Source organism: Acidovorax sp. KKS102, assembly GCF_000302535.1.
Classification (GTDB): domain Bacteria; phylum Pseudomonadota; class Gammaproteobacteria; order Burkholderiales; family Burkholderiaceae_C; genus Acidovorax.
The window spans coordinates 5,028,107-5,041,292 of the sequence record NC_018708.1 but is presented as its reverse complement, the minus strand read 5'-3'; the positions used below and the strand labels follow the sequence as shown (position 1 = coordinate 5,041,292).

At 67.0% G+C, this 13,186-nt stretch carries 14 protein-coding genes; 6 read left to right on the top strand and 8 right to left on the bottom strand.

Annotation, left to right across the window (positions count from 1 at the left end):
- Nucleotides 1-152: 152 nt before the first annotated feature.
- The 6 genes from C380_RS23165 (at nucleotide 153) to C380_RS23140 (ending at nucleotide 5,953) form a co-directional block, all read left to right on the top strand.
- The gene (locus tag C380_RS23165) at nucleotides 153-737 is read left to right on the top strand and encodes a TRAP transporter small permease (protein WP_015016273.1); all 585 of its coding nucleotides are present in this window, start codon (nucleotides 153-155) and stop codon (nucleotides 735-737) included.
- Between the two features lie 27 nt (nucleotides 738-764).
- The gene (locus C380_RS23160; protein ID WP_015016272.1) at nucleotides 765-2,045 is read left to right on the top strand and encodes a TRAP transporter large permease; all 1,281 of its coding nucleotides are present in this window, start codon (nucleotides 765-767) and stop codon (nucleotides 2,043-2,045) included.
- A 55-nt stretch (nucleotides 2,046-2,100) separates the two neighbouring features.
- Nucleotides 2,101-3,105: a TRAP transporter substrate-binding protein gene (locus C380_RS23155; RefSeq protein ID WP_015016271.1), complete on the top strand. Its 1,005-nt coding sequence runs from the start codon at nucleotides 2,101-2,103 to the stop codon at nucleotides 3,103-3,105.
- A 129-nt stretch (nucleotides 3,106-3,234) separates the two neighbouring features.
- Complete coding sequence (locus C380_RS23150; protein WP_043567043.1) at nucleotides 3,235-4,095, top strand: shikimate dehydrogenase; 861 nt, start codon at nucleotides 3,235-3,237, stop codon at nucleotides 4,093-4,095.
- 37 nt (nucleotides 4,096-4,132) lie between these two features.
- The gene (locus C380_RS23145; RefSeq protein ID WP_015016269.1) at nucleotides 4,133-5,032 is read left to right on the top strand and encodes a VOC family protein; all 900 of its coding nucleotides are present in this window, start codon (nucleotides 4,133-4,135) and stop codon (nucleotides 5,030-5,032) included.
- 15 nt (nucleotides 5,033-5,047) lie between these two features.
- Nucleotides 5,048-5,953 (top strand): sugar phosphate isomerase/epimerase, encoded by a 906-nt coding sequence (locus C380_RS23140; RefSeq protein WP_015016268.1) that lies wholly within the window; start codon nucleotides 5,048-5,050, stop codon nucleotides 5,951-5,953.
- 15 nt (nucleotides 5,954-5,968) lie between these two features.
- Here C380_RS23140 and C380_RS23135 read toward each other — a convergent pair whose 3' ends face one another.
- The 8 genes from C380_RS23135 to C380_RS23100 form a co-directional block, all read right to left on the bottom strand.
- Nucleotides 5,969-6,424, bottom strand: a complete 456-nt coding sequence (locus C380_RS23135; RefSeq protein WP_015016267.1) for a nuclear transport factor 2 family protein — start codon at nucleotides 6,422-6,424, stop codon at nucleotides 5,969-5,971.
- Nucleotides 6,425-6,430: 6 nt separating this feature from the next.
- Entirely contained in the window at nucleotides 6,431-7,213 is a 783-nt protein-coding gene (locus C380_RS23130; protein WP_015016266.1) for an SDR family oxidoreductase, read from the bottom strand.
- Nucleotides 7,210-7,749, bottom strand: a complete 540-nt coding sequence (locus C380_RS23125; RefSeq protein WP_015016265.1) for a DUF3833 domain-containing protein — start codon at nucleotides 7,747-7,749, stop codon at nucleotides 7,210-7,212. The genes C380_RS23130 and C380_RS23125 overlap by 4 nt, the downstream gene beginning before the upstream one ends.
- Before the next feature lie 20 nt (nucleotides 7,750-7,769).
- Nucleotides 7,770-9,062: an MFS transporter gene (locus C380_RS23120; RefSeq protein ID WP_015016264.1), complete on the bottom strand. Its 1,293-nt coding sequence runs from the start codon at nucleotides 9,060-9,062 to the stop codon at nucleotides 7,770-7,772.
- Complete coding sequence (locus tag C380_RS23115; RefSeq protein WP_015016263.1) at nucleotides 9,059-9,592, bottom strand: chalcone isomerase family protein; 534 nt, start codon at nucleotides 9,590-9,592, stop codon at nucleotides 9,059-9,061. The genes C380_RS23120 and C380_RS23115 overlap by 4 nt, the downstream gene beginning before the upstream one ends.
- A 61-nt stretch (nucleotides 9,593-9,653) precedes the next feature.
- Nucleotides 9,654-10,877 (bottom strand): cyclopropane-fatty-acyl-phospholipid synthase family protein, encoded by a 1,224-nt coding sequence (locus tag C380_RS23110; RefSeq protein ID WP_043567039.1) that lies wholly within the window; start codon nucleotides 10,875-10,877, stop codon nucleotides 9,654-9,656.
- A 23-nt stretch (nucleotides 10,878-10,900) separates the two neighbouring features.
- Nucleotides 10,901-11,704 (bottom strand): DUF1365 domain-containing protein, encoded by an 804-nt coding sequence (locus C380_RS23105; protein WP_015016261.1) that lies wholly within the window; start codon nucleotides 11,702-11,704, stop codon nucleotides 10,901-10,903.
- Nucleotides 11,701-13,011: an NAD(P)/FAD-dependent oxidoreductase gene (locus tag C380_RS23100; protein WP_015016260.1), complete on the bottom strand. Its 1,311-nt coding sequence runs from the start codon at nucleotides 13,009-13,011 to the stop codon at nucleotides 11,701-11,703. The genes C380_RS23105 and C380_RS23100 overlap by 4 nt, the downstream gene beginning before the upstream one ends.
- Between the last annotated feature and the right edge of the window lie 175 nt (nucleotides 13,012-13,186).

Genomic DNA, 13,186 nt, shown 5'->3' with positions numbered 1-13,186 from the left:
GGGGCGCTCTGCGTCTTGCGCCGTGCGCTCCCGCATTGCGGCCATTCCCGCACGGCCCGACCGCCGCCAACGAGCAGGGTTTGCACCTAGATCAAATACTAACCAGTTCGTACAAAATTTAAAAACAGCAACCGATAACGACTGGAGACACCATGCTTGCACTGGCCGACCGCTGGCTCGGGCGATACACCCGCGCACTCGACATGCTTTCCGGACTGTGCCTGGCCATCATGGTGGTGCTGGTGTTTGGCAATGTGGTGTTGCGCTACACCGCGAACTCGGGCATCACGGTGTCCGAAGAGCTGTCGCGATGGCTGTTTGTGTGGCTGACCTTCATGGGGGCCGTGGTGGCCTTGCGGGAGCACGGACACCTGGGCACCGACGTGCTGGTGTCCCGCCTGCCTGCGGCGGGCAAAAAGGTCTGTCTGGTGCTCGCACAGGTTGCCATGCTGTATGTCTCCTGGCTGCTGCTCAAGGGCAGCTGGGCGCAGATGGTGATCAATGTCGACACCGAGGCACCGGTCACGGGGGCATCGGTGGGCATCTTCTACGCCAGCGGTGTGCTCATGGGCGGGTCCGCCATTGCCATCCTGCTGCGTGACCTGCTGCGCACGCTCTTTGTGCCGCTGGGCGAAAACGACCTGGTCATGGTGCAGGAGAGCGAAGAACTCGCGGCCCTGCAACACCGCACGGAAGACGCCAGTGTCACCCCTCCCTCGGCAGGCTCGCGCCGCTGATCCCCCTTTTGCACTGGAACGCGCACCATGACCGTCACCATCTTCCTGGGCTCCCTGCTGCTTGCCATGGCGATCGGCGTCCCCATCGCCTACGCGCTGCTGATCTGCGGTGTGGCGCTCATGTGGCATCTGGACCTGTTCGACGCGCAGATCCTGGCGCAAAACGTGATCAATGGCGCCGACAGCTTTCCGCTGCTGGCCGTGCCTTTCTTCATGCTGGCGGGCGAGATCATGAATGTGGGTGGGCTGTCCAAGCGCATCGTGAAGCTGGCGCTCACCGTGGTGGGCCATGTCCCCGGCGGCCTGGGCTATGTGGCCATCATGGCGGCCGTGATTCTGGCGGCTGTCTCGGGCTCGGCCGTGGCGGATGCGGCGGCCTTAGCGTCCCTGCTGCTGCCGATGATGGTGGCGGCTGGGCACAACAAGGAGCGCTCGGCGGGCCTGATTGCCTCTGCCGGGATCATCGCGCCAGTGATCCCTCCCTCCATCGGTTTTGTGATCTTTGGCGTGGCCGCCAACGTGTCCATCAGCAAGCTGTTCCTGGCGGGCATTGTTCCTGGCGTGCTGCTGGGGCTCTCGCTGGCCGTGACGTGGTGGTGGCTGGTGCGGCGCGAGAACGTTGCGCCGCCCAAGCGCGCCACGCGCGCCGAGCTGCTGCTGGCGTTGCGTGAAGCCGTGTGGGCCCTGGGCCTGCCCATCATCATCCTGGTGGGTCTGCGCATGGGGGTGTTCACACCCACCGAGGCCGCCGTGGTGGCCGCCGTCTACTCGCTGTTTGTCGCGATGGTCGTGTACCGCGAGCTGACCCTGCGCCAGCTGGTGGATATCTTCCAGACCTCCGCACGCACCAGTGCCGTGGTCATGTTCCTGGTCGCAGCTGCCATGGTGTCGGCCTGGCTCATCACCGTGGCCGATCTTCCGTCCGCTGTCATCGGCATGCTGGAGCCTTTCATGGGCAACCAGACGCTGTTGCTGATCGCGATCATGGTGCTGGTCATGGTGGTGGGCACCGCGATGGACATGACGCCCACCATCCTCATCCTCACGCCCGTGCTGATGCCGGTGGTGAAGGCAGCCGGCATTGACCCGGTGTACTTCGGCGTGCTGTTCATCATCAACAACGCCATTGGCCTCATCACGCCACCCGTGGGCACCGTGCTCAACGTGGTAGCCGGGGTAGGCCGCATTTCCATGTCGCAGGTCACCCGGGGCGTCATGCCGTTCATGGTGGCGCAGTTCATCGTCATGTTCCTGCTGGTGCTGTTCCCGTCCATCGTTCTCGTGCCCTTGCGCCTGCTGGGGGGCTGACCCGCCCCTACTCGCCTACCGTTTCTGCCTGCCCAAAACCCAAGGAGACCATTCCATGAAGCTGCTCAAAACCCTGCTCGCCACGGCCCTCATCGCCGCATCGCTGCTGCCCGCCGCGCACGCGCAGGAGCGCACCATCAAGTTCGCCTTCCAGAACCAGAAGGACCACCCGCAGGCCCAGGGCGCGCAAAAGTTTGCAGACCTGGTGGCAGCCAAGACCAACGGTCGCATTGCGGTCAAGCTCTTCCCCGGCGGCACGCTCGGCGGCGACCTGCAGACGGTGTCGGCGCTGCAAGGTGGCACGGTGGAGATGACGGTGCTCAACGCAGGCATTCTCTCGGCCCAGGCCAAGGAATTCGGCATCTACGACTTCCCGTTCCTGTTCGCTACGCCCCAAGAGGCTGATGCCGTGACCGACGGCCCCTTCGGCAAGAAGCTGCTCGACAAGCTGCAGGCCAAGAACCTGATCGGCCTGGGCTACTGGGAGCTGGGCTTTCGCAACCTCACCAACAGCAAGCGTCCCATCACCAAGGCCGAGGACATTGCGGGCCTCAAGATCCGCGTGATCCAGTCGCCCATCTACATCGACATGTTCAACGCGCTGGGCGCCAACGCCGTTCCCATGCCGTTCCCCGAGCTGTACACCGCCATGGAGCAGAAGGCCGTGGACGGCCAGGAGAACCCGTTCTCCACCATCCTGTCGTCCAAGTTTGCGGAGGTGCAGAAGTACCTGACCGTCACGCGCCACATGTACAACCCCCAGGCCGTGATCGTGAGCAAGAAGTTCTGGGACAGCCTGAACCCTGCCGACCAGAAGGCGCTCACCGACGCCATGGCCGAGGCCACCACCTTCCAGCGCGGTGTGTCGCGCGTGCAGGCCAACGTGGCGTTGGAAGACCTCAAGAAGGCCGGCATGCAGGTGTCCGAGTTCTCGCCCGCCGAGCTGGACAAGCTGCGCGCCAAGGTCAAGCCCGTGGTCGAAAAGCACAGCGAAAAAGTCGGCGCCGAGACGGTGAAAGAGGTCTACGCCACGCTGGCCAAGCTGCGCGGCGGCAAGTAAGCCCCACGCTGTCCTCCTCGCACGGCCGCCCATGGCCTGGCCACGCCCGGCCGTGCATTCACCCCGCATTCCGCCCGCCCCATGAGCACCCAGCTGCTTGATCCCCCGGTCACCACACCCATGTCCACCATGTCCTCCACAAGCCCCCGCAAGGTGCTGATCGGGCTGATCGGTGCCGGCATCCAGAAGTCGCTGTCGCCCGCGCTGCACGAAGAAGAAGCACGCCACCACGGCATGCGCCTGCACTACCAGCTCATTGACCTGGACCGCTCGGCGTCCTCGGTGGAGCATCTGCCCACGCTGTTGTCAGCGGCGCGCATCATGGGCTATGCGGGCTGCAACGTGACCTACCCCTGCAAGCAGGCAGTGATCCCGCACCTCGACAGCCTGTCCGAAGAAGCGCGCGCTATGGGCGCCGTGAACACCGTGGTTATCCGTGATGGACAACTGGTGGGGCACAACACCGATGGATCGGGCTGGGCCTGGGGCTTTACCCGCGCGCTGCCCGGCGCCGACCTGCGCCGCGTGGTGCTGCTGGGCGCAGGCGGTGCGGGCGCTGCAATTGCACACGCCGTGTTGCGCCTGGGCGCCGAGCACCTGAGCATCGTCGATGCACAGCCCGAGCGCGCAGCGCAACTGGCGGCCGACGTGAATGCGCTCTACGGCGCCCGGGCCGAAGCGGCTGACATCCAAGCGGCCATGGCACAAGCCACCGGCCTGATCCACGCCACGCCCACGGGCATGGACAAACTGCCCGGCCTGCCGCTGGACGTGGCGCTGCTGCGGCCCGCGATGTGGGTGTCTGAGGTGGTGTATTTCCCGCTCGACACCGCGCTGGTGCAGGCCGCGCGCGCACTGGGCTGCCGCGTGTCGGACGGCGGCGGCATGGCCGTGGGCCAGGCTGTGGGCGCGTTCGAGCTGTTCACTGGCGAGGCGCCCGATGCCGCACGCATGGACGCGCATTTCCGCCGCCTGGTCAGTACCCGCTGATGCCAACGCCCGCAGCAAACCACAAGGAGCCAACCCCATGAGCACCCCGATGATGGCCGCCCGCGAAGCGCTGGGCGAACTGCCCAACCCCCTGGGCTTGCAGGGCGTGGAGTTCATCGAATACGCCACCAGCCGCCCGCAAGCGCTGGGCCAGGCGCTGGAGCGCATGGGCTTCCAGCCCGTGGCGCGCCACCGCTCGCGCGAGGTGCTGCTGTACCGCCAGGGCGACATGAACATCATCGTCAACGCACACCAGGATGCCGAGCGCACGGGCCTGCATGCACCGCCTACGCTCACCGAAGCCCCCGTGCTGGCCGCCGTCGCATTCCGTGTCGGCAATGCCGCCGCAGCGTTTCGCCGCGTGCTGGAGTTGGGCGCATGGGCCGTGCACACCGAGGTTGAGGTGATGGAGCTGAACATCCCCGCCATCCACGGTGTGGGCGCGAGCCGCATCTACTTCGTGGACCGCTGGAAAGAGTTCTCCATCTACGACGTGGACTTTGTGCCCATTCCCACCGTCCACCCGTGCCCGCCCGCACTGCAAGGCCTGCACTTGTTTGGCGTGGTGCAGTACATCGGCCTGGGGCGCGCGGCGGACTGGATCCACTTCTACAGCGAGCTGTTCGGCTTTGCCGAGCTGGCGCCCAACCAGTCGTTTGGCGTGCTCACCCATGGCCGCATCCTGTCCAGCCCGTGCGGCACATTGCACTGGCAACTGATTGAGCCGCAGGTCGATGCACTGGATGCCGACCCCGAGGAGCTGCTGCAGCGCGTGGCCTTTGGCACGCCCGACGTGCTGGCCACTGTGAATGCACTGCGTGCGCGCGGCGTGGAGTTTGTGGAGTCGCCCACGGGCGTGCACACCGGCACGCGCGGCGCCCTCACGCGTGCCGATGCAGCCTCGCCCAGCTTCGAGCTGGTGCTCGACGCGCGCTGAGCCTGGAGACTGCCCATGCGCCGATCCACCATGCAACGCAACGTCGCCGATTTCGGCATGGACACCATCAGCCTGGCCGGGCCGCTGGAGGCCAAGCTCGCCGCCGTCAAGGCGGCAGGCTTCGGTCAGATCATGCTGGCCGCGCGCGACATCGTGGGCCACCCTGCGGGCATCGAGGCCGCTGTGCACGCCGTGCGCAACAGCGGCCTGCGCGTGACGGGCTTTCAGGTGCTGCGCGATTTTGAAGGCCTCTCAGGCCACCTGCACAGCTACAAGGTGGACATTGCCAAGCAGATGATCCTGATGGCGCGCGACCTGGGTGCGCCCGTGCTGCTGGCCTGCAGCTCCACATCGTCACACGCCACGGCCGACGCCGACGCCATTGCGCGGGACCTGCGCAAGCTGGCCCTGCTGGCGCTGCCGCACGGCATCCGTGTGGCCTTTGAAGGCCTCTCGTGGGGCCGCCACATCAACGAGGTGCACCAGGCCTGGGCGGCCGTGGAGCAGGCCGACTGCCCCAACCTGGGCCTGGCCATCGACTCGTACCACCAGTTCGCCACCAGCACGCCACTCTCGGCGCTGGAGGATGTGGATCCGGCCAAGATCTACCTCGTGCAGCTGTCGGACTTCATGTGGCAGGAGACGCGCACGGTGCAGGAGCGCATCGAGACTGCGCGGCACTTTCGCGTGTTCCCCGGCGAGGGCGTGCACAGCCAGGCGCTGGCCGAGCTGGTGCGCACGCTGGATGGCATGGGCTACCAGGGCGACTACAGCTTTGAAGTCTTCAACGACGACTACCAGCAGCTGCCGCTGCCCTATGTCGCGCAGCGCGCATGGAACAGTGCACTGTGGCTGGCCGAAGGCGTGCTGCAGCGTGCGGTGCCGCTGCCGGGGCACCCACGCATCCGCGCGGTGGGGTGATGAAGGCCCGGACCGTCAGCTGTTGGCGCGCTTCTTGAGCCAGCGCATCAGCGCGCCCACCACGGGCAGCTTTTCGTACAGCTCCTCGGCGGCATCCCAGTAGTCGCGGTGCAAGGTCACCTGGCCCTGGGCGTCCAGCACCAGGTGCGAGGCGCCGCGCACTGTCTGCGTCACGCCCTTGTGGAAGTCCTTGAACGCGAACAGAAAGTCCCAGGTCAAGAAGCACTGCTGTCCCTGCACCACGCGGCCCGTAACCACAAAACGCGGCTGCTCCAGGGCCTCGAACATGTGGGCAAAGATGCCCTGGATGGCAGGCACGCCCACCACCTCGTTGAACGGGTCCTTGAAGCGCGCCTGGGGCGCATAGAACTGGCCGATGGTCGCCACATCGGCGGGCGACAGGTTTTCAAAAAACGCAATGACGCGCGTGACGGCTTCTTCGGTAGCGGGGGCGGTGTAAGGGGGTTGCATGGAAACTCAGAGTCCCGTGAACTTGCGGACGGCTGGAAAGTACCACCGGTAGGGCAGCAGCCGCAGCAGCTTCATCACGCGCGTAAAGCGCTTGGGGAAGTGAATATCGAACTGCCCGCGCGCCCAGCCCTGCAGGATGGCGTCGGCTGCCGCTTCGGGGGAGATGAGCGCAGGCATGGTGAAGTCGTTGCCCGCCGTGAGCGGCGTGGCCACAAAGCCGGGGTTAATCACGCTCACGCCCAGGCCCAGGTCGTGCAGGTCCAGGTACAGCGCCTCGGCCAGGTTGATGAGCGCGGCCTTGGTGGGCCCGTAGGCCAGGCTCTTGGGCAGGCCCCGGAACCCCGCCACGCTGCTGATCAGGCTCACATGCCCAGGGTGCCCCGTATGGGCCGCAGTGAGCATGGCGGGCAGCACGGCGGCCAGCACATGCAGTGCGCCGTTGTAGTTGATCTGCTCGTGGCGCAGCATCACGGTCAGGTCGAAGTCGGTCGCGCGCATGTCGCGGTAGTAGCCCGCGCAGTAGCACACCAGGTCGGGCACGCCGTCCGCCAGCACCTGCGCGGCGGCGGCTTGTACCTGGGCAGGTTCAGCCGTGTCAAAAGCCAGCGCGGTGCTGCCGGGGTGCTGCACCACAAAGGCGTTCAGCGCATCGCTGCTCCGGGCCGAGACGATGACTTGCGCGCCGCGCGCATGCAGCGCTGCCGCCGTGGCCCGGCCAATGCCGCTGCTGGCTCCGATGAGCCAGGCCCGGCGACCCTTCCAGTCGCGCAAGGGAGGGTTGAGTTTCATGGTGCGCGCTTGGTGAAGGACAAGGTGATCTCGCCAAGCCGCACGCCGAACTTGCTCATGGTGGCGCGGTTGAGCATCACGCGATCATCGATGAGGTACATCCAGTCGTCCAGGTCCACGTTGTAGACCTTGCCATCCACGGGCAGGGCCAGCGTGTAGTTCCAGCGGAAGGCGTTGCCGCGCGTCTGGCCGTTGGCCGTGCCCACCACATCGTCGGCGGTACCGGTGTAGCGGCCGTCGGAATGCTTCGTCAGGCGCCAGATGCGGCGCTGCGTGGTGCCGTCGGAATAGGTGAAGGCTTCGTCCAGCACGCCCTCGTTGCCCTTCCAGCTGCAGTCCATCACCACGGTGAAGCGTTTGACGATCTGCCCGCTGCGGTCCTGGAAGATGCCGTAGGCGTCGATCTTGCCGTTGAAGTACTGGGCCAGGTCCAGCACCGGTTTTTCGCTGGCGTAGCCATCGAGGTTCTGGCTGGCGCAGCCGGACAAGACCACAGGTGCGGCCACGGCGGCGGAGAGGAGAAGGCGTCTTTGCATGTTGGGCATCCCTTGAAAAATCAGGCACTGGCCGCGCCGCGCGCAGGCCGAAGCACCAGCCAATACAGCGCCGCCGCTGCCAGCAGCTTGAGCGCGCAGGGCAGCACGGCGTAGGCCAGCCCCAGGGTGTGCAGGCCGTCGTCGCTGCGTGTGCCTGGCGTGTAGCCCCACCAGCCTAGCAGCGGCAGCGCCAGGCCTGCGGCCAGCGCCAGGTTGAGCTTGGTGGCAAAGTTCCACCAGCCAAAGTAAGCGCCCTCGTGCTGGCCGCTGTCGCCCTCGGCGGCAATCACGCCCGCCAGCAGGGCGCTGGGCAGGGCCAGGTCGGTGCCCAGGGCCACGCCCGACAGCGCACAGACGATGAGGAATGGCACCACATCGCCCGCACCCAGGAACGCCGTCCACACAAACACCGCAATCGCCAGCAGCATGCCGGCCAGCCAGGTGCGCGCCAGACCCCAGCGCGCCACGGCGCGCAGCCACAGCGGGATGGACAGCGCCGCGCAGACGAAATAAGCGGCCAGGAACATCGGCTCCTGCGCGGGCGGGGCCTGCAGGCGGTCCTGAATGAAGAACAGTACCAGCGTGGCGGGGATGGCGCTGGCAATGCCGTTGAGCATGAACACCGCCAGCAAGCGGCGGAAGGCGGGCCGCCCCCAGGGCCGCCACAGGCTGGCACGTTGGGGCGGGCGGTACACGCCGGCCACGGCGCCCGCGTGGCCTGTGGGGCGCGGCGCGCGCGTCCACGCCCACCAGCCCAGCAGCAAGGTGAGTGCAAACACGCTGAGCATGACTGGCAGGCCCAGCAGTGCGGGCAGCACCGAGGCGGTGACTACTCCGACCAGCGCTGCGCCCTCGCGCCAGGCCACGATGCGGCCGCGCTGCAGCTCGTCGCCGCCCAGCCGCGCGCCCCAGGACTGGTGCGCAATGCCCAGCTGGCTGTAGGCGGTGTAGGTGATGAGCAGCGCCACCATCGCCCAGGCGATGAGCGCATCGGCCCCGCGCACCTGCGGGAAGAACAGGCTGGTCAGCCCCAGTGCCAGCACCACGGCAGACACCGCGCCCACCGCCAGAACGGCGCGCACCGAGCGGCCAAACAGGTAGTCCGACAGGCGGCCCAGCAGCGGGTCGGACACCGCATCCAACAGCCTTGCCGCCAGCAGCACCGACCCCAGCGTGGCCAGCGGCATGCCGAACTCGCGCGCGTAGTGGTTGGGCAGCAGCACGTACAGAGGCAGCGCCACAAACGCCAGCGGCAGGCCCAGCAGCCCATAGGCCAGGCCTTGGCCGGCGCGAATGGGCGGGGTGGTGGTCATTGCTGCCCTTGGCCCGCCGTGCGGGTGGCGGCGATCAGCTCTTGCCGCAGTCCGGGCTCGGAGGTCTGTGGCGACAGCCAGATGCCGAAGAACAGGCGCGAGAACTCGGCGTCGGGCACCTCGCCCACCACACGCCCGCCCATCTTGAACACGGCGCCCGCGCCGGGCTGGTACAGGCCCAGCAGCCGGTCGCCCGCCTTTACATCTGGCAAGGCGGCGGCCAGCGCCTGCTGCCAGCGCGCGGCCTGCTGGGGCGTGAAGCTGCCGACGCGGCGCATCTCCTCGATGGAGCGCTTGGCGATGGCGTCGGCCGAAAAATCGCGGTGGTAGGTCAGCTCCAGCGCCAAGGGGTGGGCCGCGTAGTTGTCGGCGTCAAAGCCGGGCTGCACCCACAGCCGCGCGCGGTAGATCTCAAACCCCAGAAAGCGCAGCACGCCCTGCCCCACCAGCCGCGCGCCCGACAGCGGGGCTGCAGCGGCGGCGCTGGCCTCTGCCACCTGCGCCAGCGCGGTTTGAGGTCCAAAAGCCATCAAAGCGCTAGTGAATATTGCGGTAATAGCTATGTTTTTCATAGCAATTCTCGGTTTTTGATCAGTCCTTGACCAGCGTGTACTGCACCAGGTCGATGTTGCTCATCGCAAACGCCGCTTCGCAGTACGCGAGGTAGAACTCCCAGATGTGCATGAAGCGCTGGTCAAAGCCCAACTGCAGGATCTGCGTGCGCTGCGCCAGAAAACGCTCGCGCCAGCGCTTGAGGGTTTCGGCGTAGTCCTGGCCGAACGCGAACTCGTCCACCACGCGCAGGCCCGCCGTCTCGGCCTCGCGGCGGAACTCGCGCGGGCAGGGCAGGCAGCCGCCGGGGAAAATGTATTGCTGGATGAAGTCGGTGGAACTGATGTAGCGGTCGAACAGGCTGTCGTCGATGACGATGCTCTGGATGCAGGCCTTGCCACCGGGCTTGAGCAGCCGGTTCACCGACTGGAAGTAGGTGGGCCAGTATTCGCGGCCCACGGCCTCGACCATCTCGATGGAGCAGATGGCGTCGTACGGGCCGTCCTGGATGTCGCGGTAGTCCTGCAGGCGCAGGTCGGCACGCTCGGCCACCCCCTGCTGCGCCATGCGCTTTTGCGCAAACGCGAGCTGCTCGGTGGACAGCGTCACCCCCGTCAGGCGGGCGCCGAATTCGACGGTTGCCATCTCGGCCAGCGCGCCCCAGCCGCAGCCGATCTCCAGCACGCGGTCGCCCGCCTGCACGCCGGCCATACGCAACGCGCGGCGCACTTTGGCGTGCTGGGCCTTGCGCATGTCGCCGCCCGCATCGCCCTCGAACCAAGCGGACGAATAGTTCATCGTGTCGTCCAGCCAGAGTTCGTAGAACGCATTGCCCAGGTCGTAGTGGGCGTGGATGTTCTTCTGGCTGTTGGCGCGGGTGTTGCGGTTGAGCAAATGCTTGATGCGGTACAGCAGGCGGCCCGCCCAGGTGCCGTAGATCACGCCTTCGACCTGTTGGCGGTTGGCGATGAAGAGCTTGAGCAGGTCGGTGAGGTGCGGCGTGGTCCAGTCGCCCGCGATGTAGCTCTCGGCAAAGCCGATGTCGCCCGACTTGAGTGCGGCGCTGCACACATTCCAGTTCTTGAGCGTGATCGCGGCCGAGGGACCGTTCCCGTGGCCGAAGTGCTGCAGGGTGCCGTCGGGCAGTTGCACCGTGAGGTGACCGTGCTGCAGCTTGTGCAGCAGCTTGAGCGCTGTGCGTGCGGCTGCGGGGGTGCCGGCGGGCAGGGTCTGGGCAGAGCGGGGGGCGGTGGTGGAGTTCATGGCGGTCTCGTTCGTCATGGAAATCAACGGGTCACGGCGGCGGCGGGCGCCTCGGGCTTGCGGTGGAAACGCACGCGCTTGAGCCACAGCTGCAGCGCGTGCCAGTGAATGCGGGCAATGATGGCCAGCGTCATGGCGGGGTAGCCCCACAGTGCCTGGCGCAGGGTCTCTGGGGTAATGGCCTGCAGGGTGCCGCTCACGCTGGTCTGGATGAGGGGGCCGGTGTCGTCGTCGTGGTCGATGCGCACCACGGTGCGGCCCGCATCCTGTGCACCGGCCTTGGTACTGGCCTCGGTGCGCATGAAGCGGAAGCGATAGCCGCCGCTCACCTCGCAAAAGGGAGACACATGGAACACCTTGCGCGCCCGCTGTTCCACGCCGTACTGCGGCGCGTCCAGCAGGTAGCAGTGGCGCTCGCCAAAGGTGTTGTTCACCTCGACCACGATGGCGCGCAGGTGGCCGTCCGCACGGTGGCAATACCAGAAGCTCACGGGCTTGAAGGTGTAGCCCAGCACGCGGGGGTAGCAGTGCAGCCAGACCTCCCCCGTGGCATCGGTGATGCCTTCGGTGTGCAGCAGCTCGTCCAGCCAGGCCAGCGCCCCGCCCTGCGCGGCACTGCGGCCGTCGCCGTGGTCCACATCATGGAAGCTGATGGCACCGCCGCGGTTCACCGCCAGCGGCGTGTGCGTGCCGCTCAGGCTGCGCATCGGCAGCATCAGGAAAAACGTGGGGTAGGCAAACGCGTGCCGCCGGGGCCGCAGCCGCGTGTGGCGCACCTGGCCGAAGCCAATGAGGGGCGCTGCGGATGGGGCCGGGGCGTGGCTCACGCGGCCTCCGCCAAGGGGGCTGGCAGGGCCGCCCGCAATTGCTCGGCCACGGCCAGGCCGGATTTCAGCCCGTCCTCGTGGAAGCCGTAGCCCGTCCAGGCGCCGCAGAACCAGGTGTGCTGCTGCCCCTGCAGCTTGCCCACCTGCTGCTGCGCGCGGATGGCGGCCATGTCGAACACCGGGTGGGCGTATTCGTAGCTGCCGATCACGTGCTCGGGCGCAATGTCACGCACCGGGTTGAGCGACACCACCACGGGCTGCGCGAACGGCACGGGCTGCAGCTGGTTGATGAGGTAGTGCAGGCACACGCGGGCCGACTCGCGGCTGCGCTGTTGGGCGCGCTCGTAGTTCCACGCGGCCCAGGCGGCGCGGCGCTGGGGCAGCACCGACGTATCGGTGTGCAGCACGGCGCGGTTGGCCTGGTAGCGGATGGCACCGAGTACGGCGCGCTCCTGCGTCGTGGGCTGGGCCAGCAGGGCGAGGGACTGGTCGGAGTGTGTGGCCAGCACCACCTTGTCGAAGTGTTCTGTGTGGCCTGCGGTCACCACGCGCACACCGGCGGCGTCGCGTTCGATGCGGCGCACGGGGGTGTTCAGGCGCTTGTCGGCAATGCCCGCCACGATCTTGTCCACATAGTGGCGCGCGCCGCCGGACACCGTCCACCACTGCGGCCGGTTGCTCACCTGGATCAGGCCGTGGTTGTGGCAGAACCGGATCATGGTGGCCACGGGGAACTTCAGCATCTGGTCCGTGGGGCAGCTCCAGATGCAGCCCAGCATGGGCAAGAAGTACCAGTCGCGGAACGCGTCGCCAAAGCGGTGCTCGCGCAGGAAGTCTCCCAGGGGCTGCATCAGCGCGGCCTCGGCCTGCTTTTCGGCGATGCGCGTGCACAGCCTGTTGAAGCGCAGCAGGTCGCGCAGCATGCCCAGAAAACGCGGGTTGACCAGGTTGGAGCGCTGGGCAAACACGGTGCTGAGGTTGGTGCCGCTCCATTCCAGCGCGCGGCCACCGCCCAGGGCTGCGGGCACCTGCACCGAAAACGACATGTCGGATTGGGCCGTCTCCACGCCCAGCTCGGCCAGCAGGCGGATGAGATGAGGGTAGGTGCGCTCGTTGAACACCAGAAACCCGGTGTCCACGCCGTGGGTGACGGGGGTGCCCGACGCATCGGGCAAGGTGACATCGACGGTGTGGGTGTGCCCACCGAAGTAGTCGCCCGCCTCAAACAGCGTGATGTTCGCCTGGCCGCGCAGCTGGTGCGCGACGGAGAGCCCGGAGATGCCGGAGCCGATGATGGCGATTTTCATGGCCGGCCCCCTCTGGCCGGCGCCTGGAATAAAAAGGTTGCGAAGCGTCCCGAAACGAATAAGAGAGGGAGGGAGGAGAAGCGCTCCAGGAGGTCAGTCGGAACCCAGGGGCCCGAAAGGCTTCGCAACGTTAAAACTGTACGCCGCGCAATCGTCTTGCGCAATGGATAGAGTG